This window comes from Paraburkholderia sp. SUR17, assembly GCF_029536165.1.
GTDB classification, from domain to species: domain Bacteria; phylum Pseudomonadota; class Gammaproteobacteria; order Burkholderiales; family Burkholderiaceae; genus Paraburkholderia; species Paraburkholderia kururiensis.
Map to the genome: position 1 here is coordinate 2,365,769 of NZ_CP120509.1, position 18,955 is coordinate 2,384,723.

An 18,955-nucleotide genomic window follows, 5' to 3' on the forward strand; every position below is an offset into this window, starting at 1 on the left:
GGCACGAGCCATCCACACCCCGCATCGCATCCCCTTGCCGGAAGAAGTCCCGGCAACAGGCGCTCCAATCTGTCTTCGTTCAAGGAAATTAAATGAACCCCAGCAAACGCAAGATCTGCCAGGTCATGGCACTTGCTCTCTCCAGCGTGAGCGCCACGGCCGCTATGGCTGCCGGCCCCATCGTGCTAGGCGGCGGCTCGTCGCTCGTCGCGCCGCTGATGGGCAGCGTCAGCCAGCCCAACACGGAAATCGGCCTCTTCGGCACCAGCGAAGCCACCTTCACGTACTACGCGGTCGGCTCGGCTGCCGGCCAGAACGCGTTCCTGAGCAACGCGCCGTCGTTCTTCGGCTCCACCGTGACGGGCACGGTGGATTTCGCGGACAGCGACGCAGCCCTCTCCACGGCGCAGGTCACGAACTACAAGAGCAGCACGGTCGGCATGGCCAGCGGCCCGCTAATCCAGATTCCGTACGTCGTCACGCCGATCACGATCCCCCTCGTCAACGCGCCGGCCGTGACCAGCACGACGACGCCGCAGACTACTCCGAACCAGGCGCACAGCATTGCGCTGAACGACGACGACCTGTGCGGCATCTTCTCGGGCAAGCTCACGAACTGGAACCAGGTGACGAACCCCGAGACGGACGCCACGTACAGCCTGAACTTGCCGATCAGGGTGGTCTACGATGCGGTCGGCAGCGGCACGACCGAACTGCTGACGCGCCACCTGGCCGCGGTCTGCACGACCGCCAACACGGCCGGCGGCGTCACGTTCGTCGATTCGCTCACGTTCGCCAACATCTCCGCCTTCCCGAGCGGCGTGCCGTCGAACTTCGTCGCGGCCACGGGTAACGGCGGCGTGCGTTCCGCGCTGCTGACGATCCAAAGCTCGTCGGGTTCGCCGGCCGCCGTGGCTTACCTGAGCCCGGCCTATACGAACACGTTCCTGGCTCCGTCCAGCTCGTCGGCGTCTTCGCAGCTTCAGGTCGCGAGCCTTCGCAATGCGAGGAACTCGACGTACTACGCGCCGACGGCGGCCAATGCGACGACAGCGCTGGGCAGCATCACGGCCCCGACAGGCACTGCGGCAGCCAATCCGACGCAGTGGGCGCCTGTCTCCGGCGCCAGCTACGCGGCCCTGGCCAACCCCGCTTCCGGCTATCCGGTTTCGGGCACAAGCCAGCTCATCGTGAGCCAGTGCTATGCGAGCGCTGCGGTTACCAAGGCTATGGTCGACTTCCTGACCGATCACTACACATTGGCTTCGTATGCATCCATCGCGCACGGCAACGGCTTCGACATCGTACCGGCGAGCTTCCGGTCCGCAATCGTCGCGGACTTCCTGAGCAACACGAGGGGCCAATCCCTCGATATCGGCAACTCGACCGTCTGTGTTGCCGCGAACGGTGTATCCGGCCGTTAATGCGCCGCAAACCTGAGCCGTTCTTTGTACGTCGCCGCGGCCCGAAACATCGGGCCGCGTCTTTTTGTATCGCAGCGACCGTTGCAGACGCCTCACCTCGGCAGCGGCGATCAGAGTCAACACACCATCAGATCTTCCCCAACCGCTCGCGCTCTTCCTGCGTCAACCCTGAGCGTTGAGCCGGCGCCACTGGCCCGAATCCGACGACAGACACCGCGCTCGACGCGTCATACCCCACCTGCTCGCGCTTGCGCTTCCTGTCGTCGCCGGCGTCGCCGAAGCCTTCCACCTGCACGGAGATAGCCCAGCGCCGCTGGCCCACGCCCGACGCGTTGTTCTTCACGAGGTCCTGCGCCATCTGGCTCGCCGCGGATGCCGCCGAACTGGCCGCCGTCAGCGCACCCGTATTCACGGCCTGCGTCACCGGCACGCCGAGCGACGTGCCCTGCACCTGGATGTTGTCCACGTTCGCTACGTGCAGCGCCGCCACGTTGAGGTTGCCCGACACGCGAATGCCGGCATCGCCCGCGTCCACCGTGCCGCGCGGCGCAATCAGGTTCGCATTGCCCGGCGGCGCGCCCGGCACGGACTGCAACGTCGCGATGCCCGCGCCCGTCACCTCGCCGCGCGCATCCACGATGCAGTAATGGTTCGGGTCGCATGCGTATTGCGGCGCGGGCGTGTCGGCCGAGGTCTTCGCCCCCTTGCCGGCGTTGATGTCGCCGTTCGAACTCCAGATGGTCAGGTCGCCGCCCTGCTCCGTGAAGATCCGGCTCTGGGCGAGCAGCACGCTGCGGTCTGTGAAGATGTCGATGTTGCCCTGCTCGAGCGTCAGAATGCCCATCATGCCAGGGCCCACCAGGACGTTGCCCTGGCTGTCCGTGATCTGCGGCGGAGCCGACGTGCTGCCCACGAGCGCTTGCCCGCCAGGACCCAGAATGGAAATATTGCCGCCCTGCTGGGTCTGGATCGTGGTGCTCCGTATGTCGAGATCACCCGTGCTCGCGAGTTTGTTCGCGCCGTTGCTACCGCCTTCCAGGTTGTTTGCCGTGTAGCCGAACGACGCCGGGAACAGCGCGTTGATGGCCTGGTAGCCGCGCGCGTATTTACCGGCGTACGGGCTCGACGGATTGTTGTAGTCCTGCCCCACCTGGGTCAGCACATTGAACAACACCTGTTCGGCGAACAACTGCTGGACATACGACGGTAGCGCCTGGAACTGCTTCCAGGCCTCGTCCGCCGTGAGCGTGCCTACCCTCGCCTGTGCGGCCTGCTGGTCTTTCTGCAGTCCCGTGTCGATGCCCAGTCCGGCATCGTATTGCTCCATGAACGCGATAAGCGCTGGCGTCGTGCTGGGCACGCCGGCAACGGAGCTGGCCGGATCGATATAGGTCGAAACGAAATTCGCCAGCGCGACACCAGGCCCCACGCCGAACAGCACGTTGATATTCGCGCTTTCGTGCGGCAGGTTCGGGTTGTTCGTGTTGCCTACGGCATCGATACCGGTCGGGAGATTGACGCCCTGGATGTTGGCGGCACGAACTTGTGCCGGGTTCGTCAGGGGTCCGATGTTCCGGCCGGCTTCCACGTCGAACGTGCCGGGGCCGCCCAGCACGAGCAACGGATAAACCTGGCCGGTGTTAGCTGCAAGCGGCGTATCGAAAATGTCGCGTCCGGCGACGATGCGCGTCACGTCCGAGCCGCGCAGGTTCTGCCCCTGGAACGCAAGATTGACGATGTCCTGCCCGGCCTGGATCAGGGCGGGCTTGTCTACCGAAAGCAAGAGCCGTTGCGTATAAAAACCCGACGTGCCGGAAACGCCATTCACAATGCCATCTACGATGCTGCCGTTAAGGCTATAGATACGGGCTGGCTCCGTGTCCGAGGCATGCAACGGACTCACGGCGTGCGCACCCGGCTTTGCCTGCGGCTGCGTGGGCGAAGGCATCTGCGACGGGTCGGCGTCCGACATCACGAAATTGGCGGAAAGGGCGGCTCCCGTCAAAGCGGCTGCATTGGAAATGTTCACCGACTGGTTGCCGATCAGATTCAACTGACCCACCGCGGACGGGTACAGCGTGCCGCCTGACGCCACGTCGATGCCGCCGTCGAACGCGGTGAGGTTCACGCTGGCGGGCAACGTACCCTCCGCGCCCGTCAGCAGACCGCCAAGCGTGCCGAACTGGACGTCGCCTGTTGTCGAGAGCACGTTGACGGCGGAAGTCGCCGAGTAGCCCTGGCCATCCGCGTACTGCTTGTAGCCCAGCAGGGTGATGGAAGCGGTGGGGGATCCTCCCGGTTGATTGAAGGTACTCGCGTATGAAGGATCGAGGACCGCGCCGATATCGGCACCCTGGCGCGCCGTCACGTTGAACACACCGTCCTGGGCCGCCAATATTGTCGATACTGCGACAGCTGCCTGGTTGCTCTGCCGCGCGTTCACGCTGAAGTCCGATCCGATGCGCCCACCGGCCGTGATCGTTCCCGTGCCCTTCGCCACGAAGTAGTCGCCGCTCAGAATATTGCCGCCTGCGCTCACGCTCAGGTTGCCGCCGCCCACGGTAACGGGCGTCCCGGTCTGGTCGAGATACCAGGTGGTGGGCGACGACACAGCGAGGTCCGATACGTTGCTGCCCGCATGAACGGATACGTTGCCCCCCACGCTCATTACGCCCTGGTCGAACGCGCCGAAATTGATGGACGTGCTACGCAGCAGCGTGCTCGGCGCGCCCGTAGCATCTGCCGTCGGGTTCGCGGTCACCTCCATCCATTGCCACCAGAACTGGCTGATGTTGTTGCCCGCCTGGCCCGTGACCGAGCCGTTCGTGTCGGTCACGTACTCCATGCCGTTGACGTTGCCTTGCGCGCGGATCGTGATGTCGCCTGCCGAATCCGGCGTGACGGTGGGTGAGACCAGGATGTCCTGTGTGGCCCCGCCGCCCCGCACGACCGTCACAGTGGACCCCACGCTGGAATTGTTGCTTGTCGGCGCCCCGGCAGTGTAGATCGCTCCCGGAATGACGAGGGCGTTCGTATCGGCCGGTGTAGGCGCTGGCGCATTCGTATCGAACAGCGACACGTTGTTGCCAGCCGCCACGTCGATCGACCCGGTGCCTGTACGGATCATGGTGGGCGTCACCAACGTGCGGCCGTTCGTGTCCACGTACTCGCTGTGTGCGTCGAGCGTCACGCTGCCGCCAGTGGCGTTGCCGAATACGGAGGCCGCTTGAACGGCGAGCGGGTCGGCGCTCGCCGTGTTGGCGCCTGCCACCAGGCGGAACGACGTGCTCGATCCTCCCGCCAGCGATGCGGACAGCAGCGGAACGGGGTTCGCTGCCGTGGCAGTGGGCGACGGGGTGTTGTCGGTCGGCACCGGTTGAGGGATGCTCGATGCCGTGATCGGCGTTATGCCCAGCACGGCAGCTGGAGTAGCAGGCAAGCGAACTCCCAACGACAAATTGTTCGGGCCCAACTTCGCCGCCAGGTTCGAAATATAGGAAGTGTATTGCGCTAGATACTGGACGTACTGCACGGCATAACTGTCGAGGCCCGATTGAGTCGACGGCAAAGGTGGCGCGGCGGGGGCTGGCAACGCAACAGCCCAGTTCCTTTCTGCATAGAACAGTTGGAGGTAGCTAAAGTGCGGATCTACGTTAAAGGGGCTCGCAACGTTGGCAGGAAGCGTCTGATCCAGAAACTTCGCATACGCCGAATACAACGCGTAATACTCCTGCAACGCCTGCGGGTCGGCTGCCGTGATATCGGCAGGCCCCGAGACAAACCCCGAGATAGCGTAGTAGGCCAGCCCTGACCCCGCCGCGCCGGTTCCTTGGAACGAGCCACCCGCCGCGTTGTACTGGTACTTCGCTGCCGCGTACGTGCCGTACTGATCGATAGGCAGCACGGTAATGCTGCCGCCTGCCGCAATCGGATTGGCAATCTGGAAGAACCCGTCCGTGAGGCTCGCCTTGACCTTGACGTCGTTATCCGCACGGAACGTGATGACCGGTGCCTGACCATTGAACCGGAACGCCAGGTTGCTCGCCGACGAGCCCGCCCCCAGGTTCCAGTTCGTTAGCACCAGGATGTCGCCGCCGTTGATGGCAGGAGTCGGGTTGTCCAGTTCGATGCCCGGCACCACGCGCGCGTTCTGGATGCTCGTGCCTGCAAACGGATTGGCCAGCCCGTTCAAGCCTTGCTCGACGAAGCCCATCAGCGTGCCCGGCACGGCAGCGCTCGCATCGCCGTTGGCATAGCCGTAGAACGTCTGGTGGGTGGTATTCGCGGTGCCCGGTGCGAAGTACATGCTGTCCAGCCCACCGAAGCCCGTGAACGTGTCCGACTTCACGCCCGTGTAAAGCTGGCCGGCGTCCGTCAACTGATACTGCGCGCCTGTGGATGTGTTCGTGAGCGTGCCCAGGCCGTCGCCGTTCGAATCGGGCGTGAACGTGAAGCTTGCGCCATTCGAGCCCTGTGCCGTGAACGTGCCCGCAAGCAGATGGCCCTGGCTGTCGAACCATCCCGCCGGGTCCACTACGCTGTCGAAGTGTTGCGCGCCCGTTGTCGCGTCGGTCGTGCTCCACACGGCATACGCTTCGAGCGTGGTGGCGCGCGAGCCTACGATGCCGGCGCCGCTATTGAACGCCGAAGGCAACTGCACATTGACCGTGCCGTTCACGAGCAGCGGCGCGCGGAAGTTCACGGTGCCGCCCGACAGCCCGCCTGCCGTGCCGCCCGACACGTCGATCAACGCGCCGGCTCCCACCTTGATGAGGCCGGCGTTCGCCGGGTCGATGTTCTCGTAGCCGTAGGTCGTGTTGTACGGGTTCGCCGCAGCCGGATCGAATACCGCGCTCGTGTCGATATTGACCTTACCGCCGCGCTGGTTCGCATCCGACCCGCGGGCAATCAACGCCCCCTCCACATCCACCCCGCTCCGCCCATACAGGTCGATCTCGCCGCCCGCCTTACCCGAAGCGTTGATCGTGCCAAGAATGTTCACGTTGCCGTTGGCCGTATCGCTCGCGTTGCCCGCGCCGCCATCGGCCGTGAGCGAGACCGTCTGCGCCGTCAGCGTATTGCCCGGTGAGAGCGTGAGGTTGCCGGCCTTCGTGCGTATCGCGATGGCGCTGTTCACGCCGCTCGAAGCGAGCGTCTGCGCGAGGCTGTCCAGGTTCGCGGCGCCGCCGGTGTTGAGCGAGAACGATCCGCCCGCGAAGCCGCTTGCCGCGCCGCCCTTGAGCGCGCCGTTCAGGTTCACCACCTGCTGCGGCGCGGAGAGCGTGAGGCTGCCCGCCGCGCCGCCGCCCTTCGCGCCGGAGAAGTCGAGCGTCGCGCCGGGTTGCACGTCCACCGTGCCCGCGTCGGCCGTGAGCGTGATGGTGCCGGCCGGCGCGTATTCGGTTACGTCGAAGAACTGTTTCGAAACGCCTGCGGAACTCACGGTCGAACCGCTGCCGATGGTGAGGTTGCCGCTCGTCGCTTCAAGGCTCACGTTGCCCGCGGGCGCGGCAATGGTCGCGCCGTTGTCCAGCACCGTGCCGCCCACGAAGCTCCACGCGCCGCCCACGGGCGTGCGCGTCAACGCCGTGCCCGCCGCGTTGTTGAGGCTCAACACGCCGGTGGTCTTGATGGTGGCTGCCGAACTCGTATCCGCGAGATACACGGGCGCGTTGAGCGTAACGGGCAGCGCGCCGAAATCGAACGTGCCCGTGTTCTGGCCCGCGATGCCCGCGGTCGCGTTCATGGTGACGGCGCCGAAGCCGCTCACGTTCTTGTCGCCGGTGCCGAAGTCGATTTCCTTCGCGTTCACGGTCAGCGTGCCGGTGCCGGCCGTGGCGGTGGAGGAAGTCGCGCCGGTTTCGTTCGTGAAGGCAACCTGCTGGCCGTTGAGCACAGCGTTGCCGCCGTCGCTCGCGAACGTGCCTGCGCTCAAGTCCACGCTGTTGCCGAACGTCGCGTTCACGTTGCCGATGAAGCTGATCGCGCCCGCGCTGCGCAGAATGACCTGGTCCGCGTTGGCGAGTTGCGCGATGCCGGCCGGGTCCAGCACGAAGCCCGGCAGGTTGGCCGCGGCGGCGCCCGTGCGGTCCGTGAACGTGATGGCGGAACCGTCGGCCATGATGGCCTTCGCCGAGAGCACGGCTGTGGGGTCCACCTTGAGGTCGCCGGACGAATCGAGCGTGAGCGCCGCGCCGCCCGTCAGCGTCGCGCCTGCGCCTACTGTCAGGTTGCCGGTGCCCGTTGCACCGGTGCGCGTGACCGTGGTCATCGCACCGTTCGAGACGCGCAGCAACGCGCCGTCGCCCGCGATCGTGATGGGCGCATCTTTCGCGGCGGGATAGTTGCCCGACGCCGTGATCGCGCTGCCGGCATCGACGCGCAGGCCGTTCGCGGCGTTCGCATCCGTGCCCGTGGCGTCCGTTTTCGTGACGAGCAGAATTTCAGGACCGGAGAGCGCGTTGCTGCCGTTGTCCGACACCACCACGCTGTTCGCGATGGGGCTGATCGTGATGCCGCTCGTCGTCGCGGTGCGCGTGCCGCCGATCAGGAGGCTCCCCGCGTCGAGCGAATCCAGATCGGCCGCGCTGATCTGCAGGTAGCCTGGCAGCGCGGCAGCACCGTTGCCGGTGATCTGAATGTCCTGCGAAGCGATGTCGACTTCGGCCGGCGCGCCGCCCTGGCCGGCGGCCGTGTTGAGCGTGGCACCGAGCGCGAGCGCGTTCGTCGCGGCGAGCACGAGCTGGCCGCCGTCCACGGGCAGCGGCGGCGTGACGTTGCCCTTGCCCGCGGCAAGTGACGGGAAGAAGGTGTTGGCGCCCGTGAGCGTGTACTGCGAATACTGCTGCCACACCGCGCCCGATTGCACGTTGAACACCGTAGGCGTGGCGCTGCGGCTGCCCGAGAGCGCGTCGGCGAAGTAGCCCGCGGTCACCACGGTTCCGTCGGCCAGAACCTTGCTCGCGCCCGGCGCGACGTTGCCGGCACTGCTCGATACCGTGACGCGATAGGCGCCCGGCAGCGTGGCGTACTTGCCCGGCAGCAGCGTATAGACGCCCGCCGCCAGCCCCGGCACGCCGGAGAGGTACACAGCCTGCCCCACGGCGCTGCCCGTACCGGCCTGGCCCACGCCGAGGCTCGTCGTCGTGGTGCCGGCCGTGCCATTCCCATTGGTGGAAGGCTGAAGCGTCTGCGCGAACACCGGGTCGTAAGCCGCGACCGGCGACTGGGCGCCCGGCACGATGGCGTACACGTTCGTCGCGCCCACGTTCACGGGCACCGCCGTGCCCGCCGCACTGTTCGCGTAGCTCAGGTTGTATTGCGAGAGCACGTCGCGCGTACCGCCCGTGCCCGGCACCCACTCGGCGGCCTGCAGATCGCCGCCGCCCGAGAGGTCGATAGTCGCGCCTTTGTTCAACGCAATGCTGCCGCCGTTCACGCCGATGTATTTCGCGGGCGGCGCCGTGACGTCGGCCGTCGTGCTGTTGGCCACCGGGCTGAACTGCCACTCCACGCCGTCCACCGTCGCACCGTACGGAATCACCGTGTTGCCGTTCGATACCGACGTGACGCTGCCGCCCGCGAACGTCACCGAATCCGTCGCGACGAGCGTCAGGTTGTTGAACTGCGTCTTCGTCGCGCTGTTCGACGGGTCGCCCACGCCGAACACGAGCGTGCCCGAAGGCGCACGCACCGTGCCGCCCTGCACGATGTTCGTTGCGTCCACGAGCAGCGTGCCGCCTGCCGAGAGCGGCACACCAGAGGTGCCGTTCGATTCGAACGTGATGGTGGTGGGCGCCGGACCCACCGCGTCGAGAATGAAGGTGTTGCCCGTCGCCGGATAGACGTCCGCCGCCTTGAACGTGAGATTGCCGGCGGTATAAAGCTGGCCCGCTTGCAGGGCGGTGTTAACGGAACTGGTGGAACTGAGCCGGATGTCGCCGCTGCTCGTGAAGTTGGCCTGCCCGACGTTGTTGAGCTGAACCTGGTTCTCGAGGTCGATGAACGACGCGTTCACGTTGAGCGTCGCGTCCGACAACGCGCTGGCCGCAGGCACGGCCGCGGGGTTGATGAGCGTGGGCCCCACCAGCGCCACATACGGCGCGTCTATCGTCACGGTCGAGCCGAGCGAAGCCGTCCCGCTCTGATTGCCCAACACCGAAGCGACCGTAGGCAACGTGTAGTTGCCCGACGAATCCGCGGTACTCGACTGCAACTGGCCAAGCTGGCTGTTGCTGAGCGCGGCGATCTGGTTGGTATAGATCTGCACCGCCTTCGACACGGAAATGCCCACGTCGCCCACGAACGCGACGGGCACGGGCGAAGGCGACGTGCTGTCGCCCACGATGAAGGTCGAGAGGCCCGAGCCGGTCAGGCGGTCCGTGGCGAACTGGATCACGCCGGTGGGCCCCTTGGCGGCTGCGGTGCCGTTGCCGCCGCCCTGCAATACGCCGGCCACGTCGACAATGCTCTGGCCCGGCGCGAGCCCCGCAGGAACGAAGGTGCCGCTCTGCTGCAACACCAGGGCGCTGGCCGTGTTGCCTTCGGGCAGCAGCGTGAGCGTGCCGCCCTGCGCCTGGCTCGCGCCCGGCTGGGCCTTCAGCGTGCCGTCGAACATGAGCCCGCTCGATGCGGCCAGCGTGATGGAACCCGCGTCGCTCCAGACAGGCTGCGAAGCATACGTGCCGTTCGCCTGCAACTGGTCGAAGCTGGCGGCCGTGCCGGATACGTCGATCTTTGAACCCGCCTGGGCCACGATGTATCCCGAGTCGTCGGCAATCATCACGGAGCCGCCCGGCAGCACCTTGCCCGTGTTCGGCGTGACCGTGGTCTGTCCGTTCTTGACCGGCGCGGCGAGCGGATTCGTGAGCGCGACGCCCGACACGTCGAGCAATGCGTCGGGGCCCAGCCATACCGACTGGCTCGGGCTCGTGTAGCCGTTTGGCGGCGCGGCCTGTCCCGTCACGGTATGGAGCGCGCCCACCTTCGACTCCGCGCTCAACGTGATCGAGCCGCCCGGTGCAATCAGCGAGCCGAGCACGGTAACCTGCACCGGCGACCCAAGGCCGATGCTCGCGCCCGCATCGGCCACGATCGAGGCACCCTGGCCCACGCTCACGGTGCCGACCGCGCCGTCCGTCGTGGGAATCTGCACCGGTGGAACCGGGGTGCCTTGATTGAACAGGTTGTCGAAGACGGGCAGGTAGCCGCCGCCCGTCATCACGAGGCTCGTGGCCTGCCGGTGGTACGCGTCCAAGGTGCCGACGGTCGTGAGGCCGGCACTCGACAGGTTCGTGCCGCTTGCGGCGCCTTGCAGCGCGACGGCATCGGGAACGGTGTTCTGCTGCGTGAGCCGCACGGTGGCGCCGGCGGCCACGGTGCTGTCGTACAGCGCATTGAGCACGTAGTTGCCGAAACCCTGGTTCGCGAAGAAGTCCGTGGGCAGCACCACGTCCCACGGATGCGCCGCGGAGGTGTCGCCGCCCACCTGGAACCCGGCCGCGCCCAGCGTGAGCGTGCCGCCGCCCGAAAAGCCGAAGCTCTTGATGGTGCCGTCCATGGCGAGGTACGGGTCGGCCGGTACCTGGGCGAGGTAGTTGTCGAACGTGACGAGCGACACGCTGCCGCCCTTGCCCGCGGCAATGCCGTTGTTCATGAGCAACTGGCCGTTGGCCTGCATCTCGCCGCCGCCCGAGACGTCGAGCACGCTGCCCGGTTGCAGATCGAGACGGCCGCCTGCCGTCAGGCTGATGCTGCCGCCGTTGATGAACTCGCTGTTGCCGGGCGTCGTGTCCGGCGCGGTCTGCACGCCGTTGTTCACCCACTGCCCGGCCACATCGATGGTGCCGGTAGACGTGACCGTGATGCTGCCGCCGTTCGAAACAGTGACCTTGCCCGACGGAATAGAGACCTCGCCGGCAATCGTCGTGCTGCCCGGATGCGTGCCCGAAAACGAGAGCGAGCCGCCCGGCTGCAACGCGAGCGTCGTGCCTTCGGCCACGACAAAACCCTTGCCGTTCAGCTTGTCGCTCGCGATGTTGACGTTGGCGAAGCCGCCTGCGCTGAGCGTATCGGCCGGCAGCACCATCGTGGCGAGCAGGTTGTTCGGGTCGGTGGCCGACGTCGTGCCGAGCGTTGCGGCAGTGATCGGCGTGTCGATGGAGAAGCCGGGCACGAGACCGTTCAGTTGCGGCGCCGTGTTTTGCAGGATCACAAGGCTTGTTTCGCCCGAGGGCGCGGCCGCCGAATTGTTCAGTGTGAGCGCGATGACTTGCCCGCTCGTGGTGAGCTTCGGATCGACGGCCAGGTTGAACGTGCCGCCGGTTGGCAAGCTGTTGCCCTGCGTCTGTTTGGACCCGCCGAACGCCTGCGCGGAAATATCGCCGTCGAGCACGAGCGACTGCGCGGCGTAGACGTCCAGCGTGCCGGCGTTGCCGCCCACGATGAAGTCGGGCTCGTAGTAACCCGTGCCGCTTTGCAGCGGGTTGTACCAGGTCTTCGTGACCTGCCAGCGCGGGTGCGTTTCCGTGAACGCGCCGGCAATGCCCAGATACGTGTCGTAGGGATTGGCCTCGCCGATGGGCACGATGGCGCCGTTCGCGTCCACGAGCCGTGTCGTGTTGACCATGCCGCCGTCGTAGTGGACGTAGCCGCCGTTGAGGTTGATGGACGAACCCGTGGCCGTCATGACCTCGTTGCCCGTGAGCGTGACGGTGCCGCCGTTGGTGAGCAACTGGTCCACCGTGCGCGGAATCAGGTTCACGTATCCCGAGAGATTCAGGATGGGGCTGCCCACCCACTGCACGCCGTCGCTGCGCGTGCCCGTGAGCGTGCTGTCCACCACCACGTTCTTGAGGCCGAACAAAAAGCCGTCGCGCAGCAGCGGCGAGTCGGCCAGTTCGTTCTGGCCGAGGCGCGGAATCGTAACGAGCGTCTGCGCGATGGGCAGTTCGACGTTGGCAAGACCCGAGACGTCGATGATCGCGCCACTGTCCAGATAAATGCGGCCCGGCACCGCCGTCTGCCCCGGTGGCGTGGCATAGCCCACGGCGGACTGCGTGAGCGCGTTGACGGAGACGCTCGAGCCCGGCGCTTCGATCAGCGAGCCGCCCTGAAACCAGACCGAGCCCGACGTCAGCGAGACGTTACCGGCCGTGAACACCGTGCCCGGCGTGGAGGTGGCGGTCTGGCCATCGTTGTCGGGCATCACGGCGGTGACCGCATCGGGGCCGAAGCTCAGAAAGCCGGCGCGGTGCGCGCCCGTGAACACACCGTCGCCCGTGGGAGGCGTCGAGCCGCCAGAGTAGGTTTTGCCCGTCGGGTCGTTGGACTCGAACTCGTCGATGGTCGAGATCGTGATGCTGCCCGGCGTGTTGACGCTCGTGGTCACGCCCACCACGCCGTTCTGCTGCACGCTGCTGCCCAGCAGGTTCACATTGCCGCGCGCGGCCTGAACGATGCCCGTGTTCGTCAGCGTGCCGGCGGGCGTGATGTCGATCGTCGATCCATTCTGGACGGTGAAGATCTGGCCGCTCAGCTCGGGCAGCAGGATCTGCGGATTAGCCGTGACGCCCGACTTGTTCGGTTTGACGCTCACGCCCACGCCCGCAGCCAGCACCACTTGCCCGGCCGTCGCCGTGATGCTGCCCCCGTTCGTCACGTTGGGCGCCGCCACGATCACGAAGCCGCCGTCGGTGACCGTGCCGTTCGTGTGCGTCGTGATCGACGCACCGGGCGCGATCGTCACGTCGCCCGGCGCCTGGTACGCCTGCCCCGTCGTGACCTGATTGCCCAAACCCAGAATCTCGTTGGGCTTTCCGGTCGAACCCTGCACGCCCGTCGAATTGCCCGACTCGGGATAAGCAAGCCCGCCCGTCGTGCCCGCCGAAAGACTCAGGAACTGCTTGTTGCTGGCAACGATGCCGGCGGCGCTTTGCACCAGTTCGTCTTTCGTATCGAGCAGGTTCAGCGACGACGCCACCAGCGAATGCACGTTCACCTGCGAGCCCGCTCCGAACAGAATGCCGTTGCGGTTGATGACGTACACCGAGCCCTGCGCGGTGATGTTGCCGAGAATCTGGCTGGGCCGCCCGCTCGGGTCTTCGATGCGGTTCAGCACGGCCCAGTTGTTCGCGCCGTTGGTTTGCGTGCCGGAGGACTGGTCGAAGTTGAGCGTGGTCTGCCGCCCCACGTTCATGGTCTGCCAGGTCAGCACGGCGTTCTGGCCGGTCTGCTTGACGTCCACGTTGACGTGGCCGCTGCTGTCCACGGTTTGCGTCGGCGCGTTGGCGTTGTACCAGAGGAGCGCGTTGTTCGGGTCGCTGCTCACGCCCGCCGCCACCTGAAGGCCGCCCGGCGTCAGGCCGTTCGGCACCGTGGAGGCTGTCGCTGCGGCCGCCGCCGCTGCGCTCTGCTGCGCGGCGATCTGCGCCGCGATGGCCTGGGCCGCGTGACCCAGGTTGCGAATGGACGGCTGGCTCGCCTGCAATGCCTGCTGCGCCGAGACGCCCAGGTTCGGCACGCCTGCGCCGCTGCCTCCTGCACCGCCCACACCGCCCGCGGCGTTGCGCACCGTGGCCTGCCCGAGGTTCACGATGCCCGCGGCATGCGCATGCGCCGTGAAGCCTGCGGCCAGCATCAGCGCCACCGCGCGGCACAGCGGCCGCACGTCGGATGTCAGGACCGTCTGCGAACCCTGCGGGTTATGTTCTCGTACGACGCGTGCGCGTGCTGCCATTCTTCACCCCGAAGCCTAAGAAGTGGGCGGCCCCGCCCGTCGCGTCCCTTCACGCCCATTCCGGCGCCACGCGAAGCCGCACCTGCGATTTACCCTGTTCCCCGATGACAGGCCGCGCATGCGTTGGGCATCGCGCCACCTGAATCAACAGAAAATACGAAGTCGCGATGGCAGCGCGATGGCGGGTGTTACGGAGCATTCGCGCCGCCCGAAAAGGTTCGTAGCTTTTTTGACAATGGCCGGTCATAGGCTGAGGTTCGCCGCCTGGCCGCGCGCCTGCCCGGCTTCCATCAACGCCTGCTGCACGCGCGCGATCACCTCGGGCCAGTCGCCGGGCCGCGTCTGACGGAAGAGTCGCGCGGTCGGGTACCAGGGGCTGTCTTCGCGTTCGAGCAGCCACCGCCAGTCCGGCGAGCGCGGCAGCAGAATCCAGACCGACCGGCCCACGGCACCGGCCACGTGGGCGACGGACGTATCCACGGTCACCACCACGTCGAGCGCTTCGACGAGCGCGGCCGTGTCAGCGAAGTCCGCGAGCGCGTCGCCGAAGTTCACGATGCCGCTCGCCGCCAGCGCCTCGCGGTCGCGCTCGCGCACCTGGGGCTGAAGGCACACGAAGGTGGCATCGAGCGCGAGCAGCGGACGCAGCGCATCGAACGGCAGCGACCGGTTCTCGTCGTTGTTGTGCCGCGGATTGCCCGACCACGCGAGGCCGACCTTCAACCGCTGCGGCTTCCCGGCGGCCCCAAGCGCTTCCACGCGCTGCGCCCACACCGCGCGCCGCTGCGCATCGGCACGCAGATACGGCGTGGCGGCGGGCACCGTGCCGAGCGTGGTGCGAAACGCGAGCGGCAGGCTCATCAGCGGACACTGCAGATCGAACGCGGGCGTCGCGTCGTCTTCGGTGACGATGCGGCTCACACCGGGCAGCGAACCCAGCAAGCTTGCCAGCGCCTTCGGCACTTCGAGCAGCACCGTCGCGCCCTTCTCGGCCACGAGCGGCGCGTAGCGGCAGAACTGCAGCGTGTCGCCGTAGCCCTGCTCCGCATGCAGCAGCACGGTCTTGCCCGCCACGGGCTCCACGCCGAGCCACAGCGGACGGTCGGCGTGGCGCCGGTTCAGCAGCACGTCCGTGGCGTGCCAGCGCGATTCGTGCTGTTGCCAGCCGGTTTCGAAGTCGCCCATCAAGAGACGGCAATACGCTTCTGAACGACGCGCCGCGCCGTGATGCGGGTCGCGTTCGCAGGCCACCTCGTATTGCTTCAGCGCCGCTTCGTGCTCGCCCAACTGCTGCAGGGCGACGGCTTTCGTGTACAGCGCCTGTGCCGTATCGGCGGGTGCGCGAGCCGCTTCGGCGTGGCTCGCCATCGCTTCGTCGTAGCGGCCGAGCTGTTGAAGCGTGACGGCGCGGTTGTAGAGCAACTCGGGATGCGGCCCGGCCACGGCATGCGCGCGCTCGTAGTAGTCGAGCGCCTCTTCGTAGCGGCCCAGCGCGCGCAAAGCCGCGGCGCGGTTGCGCAAGGCGTCCACGTGTTGCGGCGCGCGCAGCAGCGCCTCGCCGTAGGCCTCTGCGGCCTCCTCGTGGCGATCCAGGCCCAGCAGCGCATTGCCGCGGCCTACCCAGGCCAGTGCGTTGTCGCGATTGCGTGCAAGCAGACGGTCGCAGCGCCGCAGCAGTTCGTCGCGCGCATGCAGCATGTCGAGCGCGACGCAGCTTGCGTAGAGCAACGGTTCGTCGTCGGGGGCCAGCTTCAGCCCTTCGTCGAGCATGGCGACGGCCTCGGACGCACGCCCCATCTCCGTCAGCACGACGCCTGCGGCATGCATGAGCGCCGGCGTCTTCCCGCACACGACGATAGCGAGCTGGTAGTGATAAAGCGCCTCGTCGCGGCGGCCCAGTTCGCGCAACACGTGGCCGCGTTCGAGATGCGTGGCCGGATCGTTGGGATCGATCTTCAGCGCGCGGTCGAGGCTGATGAGCGCGTCGGCGGGCCGGCCGATGCCGCGCAACGCGGCGCCGCGCCGGCACCAGGCCGCGGGCTGAATGGGCTCGCGTTGCAGCGATACGTCGTAGGCCGCAATCGCTTCCTCGAACCGTTCGAGCCCGAGCAGCGCGTCGCCGCGCGCGGCATTGCATGGCGCGTGCGTGGGGTCGATCTTCAACGCGGCGTCGATCACGGCGAGCGCTTCGCGATGACGCCCCACGCCGACGAGCGCCGCGGCGTGATTCGCGAAGTTCCACGGCTGGCGCAGGCCGAAGCGCATGGAACGCGCGATCAGCGGCTCGGCGCGCGCCGCATCGCCCTGGCGCAGACAGACGAGCCCGAGCAAATGCAACGCCTCGACGTTGTCCGGCGCCATGGCGAGCACGCCTTCGTAGAGACGCCGCGCGCTCGCGAGGTCGTTCTTTTCGAGCCGCGCGCGGGCATTGCGCAGCGCGTCCTGAAGCGCGGCGCGTATCGCCTGCTGGTTCGTGGAGAAGCCTGAGTCGGGCGCGAACTGAAACGGGGCGTCGCGCTGTTGCGTCTGCGGGCCTGTCATGGCGTGCCTCCTCCGTTCACGAGATCCGGCAAGGCCGCCTGCACGGCCTCCACCACGGGCGCCCATTTGCCCGCCTCGGCCTGGCGGAAGAGCCGCGCATTCGGATACCAGGGGTTGTCGTCGCGATCGAGCAGCCAGCGGAAGTCCGGCGTGTGCGGCAGCAGCACCGCGAGCGGGCGGCCCAGCGCACCGGCCAGATGCGCCACGGACGTATCCACGCTCACCACGTAATCCATCAGTTGCGTGAGCGCAGCCGTGTCCGCGAAGTCGGCGAGTTGATCGCCCACGTGGCGAATCGCGCTCGCGGCAAGCGTCGGCTTGTCTTCGTCGCGCACCACCTTTTGCAGGCTCACCCATTCGAATGCGTCGCTCAGCATCGGCAGCAGTTCCGCGAGCGCCATCGACCGGTTGCGATCATTCAGATGCAGCGGATTGCCCGACCACACGAGGCCCACGCGCGGCCGTTGCGCCGGCCCGAGCCGCGTTTTCCACAGTTCGACACGCTCGGTTTCGGCGCGCAGATAGGGCACGCTGGCGGGAATCGTCGCGAGGTCGGTGCGGAATTCGAGCGGCAGGCTCAGCAGCGGGCAATGCAGATCGAACGGCGGCAGCGGGCCGCCGCGCACGACGATCGTGTCCACGCCGTCGAGGCTCGCCAGCAGTCCCTTCAGTTCGATGGGCACTTCGAGCACGACCTTCGCGCCCAGCGCCTTCACGAGCGGCGCGTAGCGGCAGAACTGCAACGTGTCGCCGAGTCCCTGTTCCGCGTAGAGCAGAATCGTTTGGCCTTCCAGCGGCATGCCGTACGTCCACCTGGGCTGCACGAAATCGCGCCGGCTGCCGTCGAGCTGCGTGTCGCGCCAGCGCCATTCGTACTCGCGCCAGCCGGCCTCGAAGTCGCCGATGGCCAGGCACAGGAAGCCGCGCATGCAGTGCGCCTCGGCGTAGTCGGTGTCGATCGCGATGGCGTTGACGTAGGCCTCGTTCGCCTCGTCGTGACGACGCAGCGAACGCAGCGCGTTGCCGCGATGAAAGTGCGCGATCTTGTGGGCCGGGTCGATCGACACCACGCGGTCGAAGTCTTCGAGCGCGTCCTCGTAGCGGTGCGTTTCGAGCCCCACCCTGCCGCGCGTGAACCACGCATGCGCGTAGTCGGGTTCGAGTGCGAGCGCGCGGTCGCAGGCGTCTCTCGCTTCGCCGTAGCGGTTGATGCGCATGAGCGCGCTCGCGTAGTTGCAGAGCACGCCCACGCTCTGCGGCTCCAGTTCGAGCGAGCGCTGATAGTTCGCCGCCGCCTCGCCGTTGCGGCCCACGCTGCACGCCGCGTTGCCGCGGTTGGCGAGCGCCTTCGCGTGATCGGGCTGTATGGCGAGCACGCGGTCGCATCGGTCGATGGCTTCTTCGTGGCGTTCCAGTTGTTCGAGGGCCACCGAGCTGTTGTAGATCGCATCGACGAAACCGGGGTTCGCCGCAATGGCCGCGTTGAAGTCCGCGAGCGCGTTCTCCGGCTCGCCGAGATCGAGGAACGCCACGCCGCGCAGAAACATCGCTTCGACGTTGCCGGGCATCACGGCGAGCGCGTGGCCGTAGCTCTCGGACGCTTCGCGAAAGCGGCCCAGCGCGCGCAGCACGAGACCGCGTTCGCGCGAGGCGTCGAACGAGCGGCCCACGATGGCGAGCGCACGATTGCAGCCCGCGAGCGCCTCGTCGAGCCGGCCCAATACGCGCAGCGTTGTGCTGCGTTTCACGAAGCCGTCGGCAAAAGCGGGGCTCAACTCCAGCAGACGGTCGTACGACGCGAGCGCTTCATCGTAGCGACCCAACTGCGCGAGCAGCCCCGCGCGCTGAAACAGCGACCGTTGATGCGCGGGATGAATGGCCAGCGCTTCGTCCAGACGCGTCAACGCTTCCTGCTCGCGACCCAGCCCCACGAGCACCGCGGCGTAATTCGCAAGCGCAAGCGGAACCGGCTGGCGCGCGATGGAACGCCGCATCAGGTCTTCGGCCTCGTTCAACTGGCCTTGCTGAAAACGCAGCGCGCCGAGCAGATGCAGCGCTTCCGGATGATCGGGCGCGAGCGCGAGCAGATCGCCATAGGCGCTCGCGGCCTGGTCGAGCGCACCCTCGTGATGCGCCTTGCGGGCCCGCAGCAGCAATTGATCGAGCTTTGCGGCGTCGGGCCTGCGAGTGTGCGGTGAACTGGCCAGCATCGCGAGCGTCGTCCCTTCCCCGTTCGATGTCATTGTGTGGCCCC

The 18,955-nt window shown here is 67.1% G+C and carries 4 protein-coding genes; 1 reads left to right on the forward strand and 3 read right to left on the reverse strand.

The window, feature by feature from the left end:
• The first annotated feature begins 92 nt into the window (after positions 1 to 92).
• Positions 93 to 1,424, forward strand: coding sequence for a substrate-binding domain-containing protein (locus P2869_RS27870; RefSeq protein WP_277598625.1), 1,332 nt, complete (start codon positions 93 to 95; stop codon positions 1,422 to 1,424).
• Positions 1,425 to 1,551: 127 nt separating this feature from the next.
• Here the strand turns inward: P2869_RS27870 and P2869_RS27875 are convergent, their stop codons facing one another.
• The 3 genes from P2869_RS27875 to P2869_RS27885 form a co-directional block, all read right to left on the reverse strand.
• Positions 1,552 to 14,160 (reverse strand): filamentous haemagglutinin family protein, encoded by a 12,609-nt coding sequence (locus tag P2869_RS27875; protein ID WP_277598626.1) that lies wholly within the window; start codon positions 14,158 to 14,160, stop codon positions 1,552 to 1,554.
• Positions 14,161 to 14,403: 243 nt separating this feature from the next.
• Positions 14,404 to 16,701 carry a tetratricopeptide repeat protein gene (locus P2869_RS27880; protein WP_277598627.1) on the reverse strand — a complete coding sequence of 766 codons (2,298 nt, stop codon included), beginning with the start codon at positions 16,699 to 16,701 and terminating at the stop codon, positions 14,404 to 14,406.
• Positions 16,698 to 18,944 carry a tetratricopeptide repeat protein gene (locus P2869_RS27885; protein WP_277598628.1) on the reverse strand — a complete coding sequence of 749 codons (2,247 nt, stop codon included), beginning with the start codon at positions 18,942 to 18,944 and terminating at the stop codon, positions 16,698 to 16,700. The genes P2869_RS27880 and P2869_RS27885 overlap by 4 nt, the downstream gene beginning before the upstream one ends.
• Positions 18,945 to 18,955 lie beyond the last annotated feature (11 nt).

Coding starts and splice junctions, on each gene's coding strand:
- P2869_RS27870 (WP_277598625.1), top strand. CDS start 93: ATGAACCCCAGCAAACGCAAGATCTGCCAGGTCATGGCACTTGCTCTC.
- P2869_RS27875 (WP_277598626.1), bottom strand. CDS start 14,160: ATGGCAGCACGCGCACGCGTCGTACGAGAACATAACCCGCAGGGTTCG.
- P2869_RS27880 (WP_277598627.1), bottom strand. CDS start 16,701: ATGACAGGCCCGCAGACGCAACAGCGCGACGCCCCGTTTCAGTTCGCG.
- P2869_RS27885 (WP_277598628.1), bottom strand. CDS start 18,944: ATGACATCGAACGGGGAAGGGACGACGCTCGCGATGCTGGCCAGTTCA.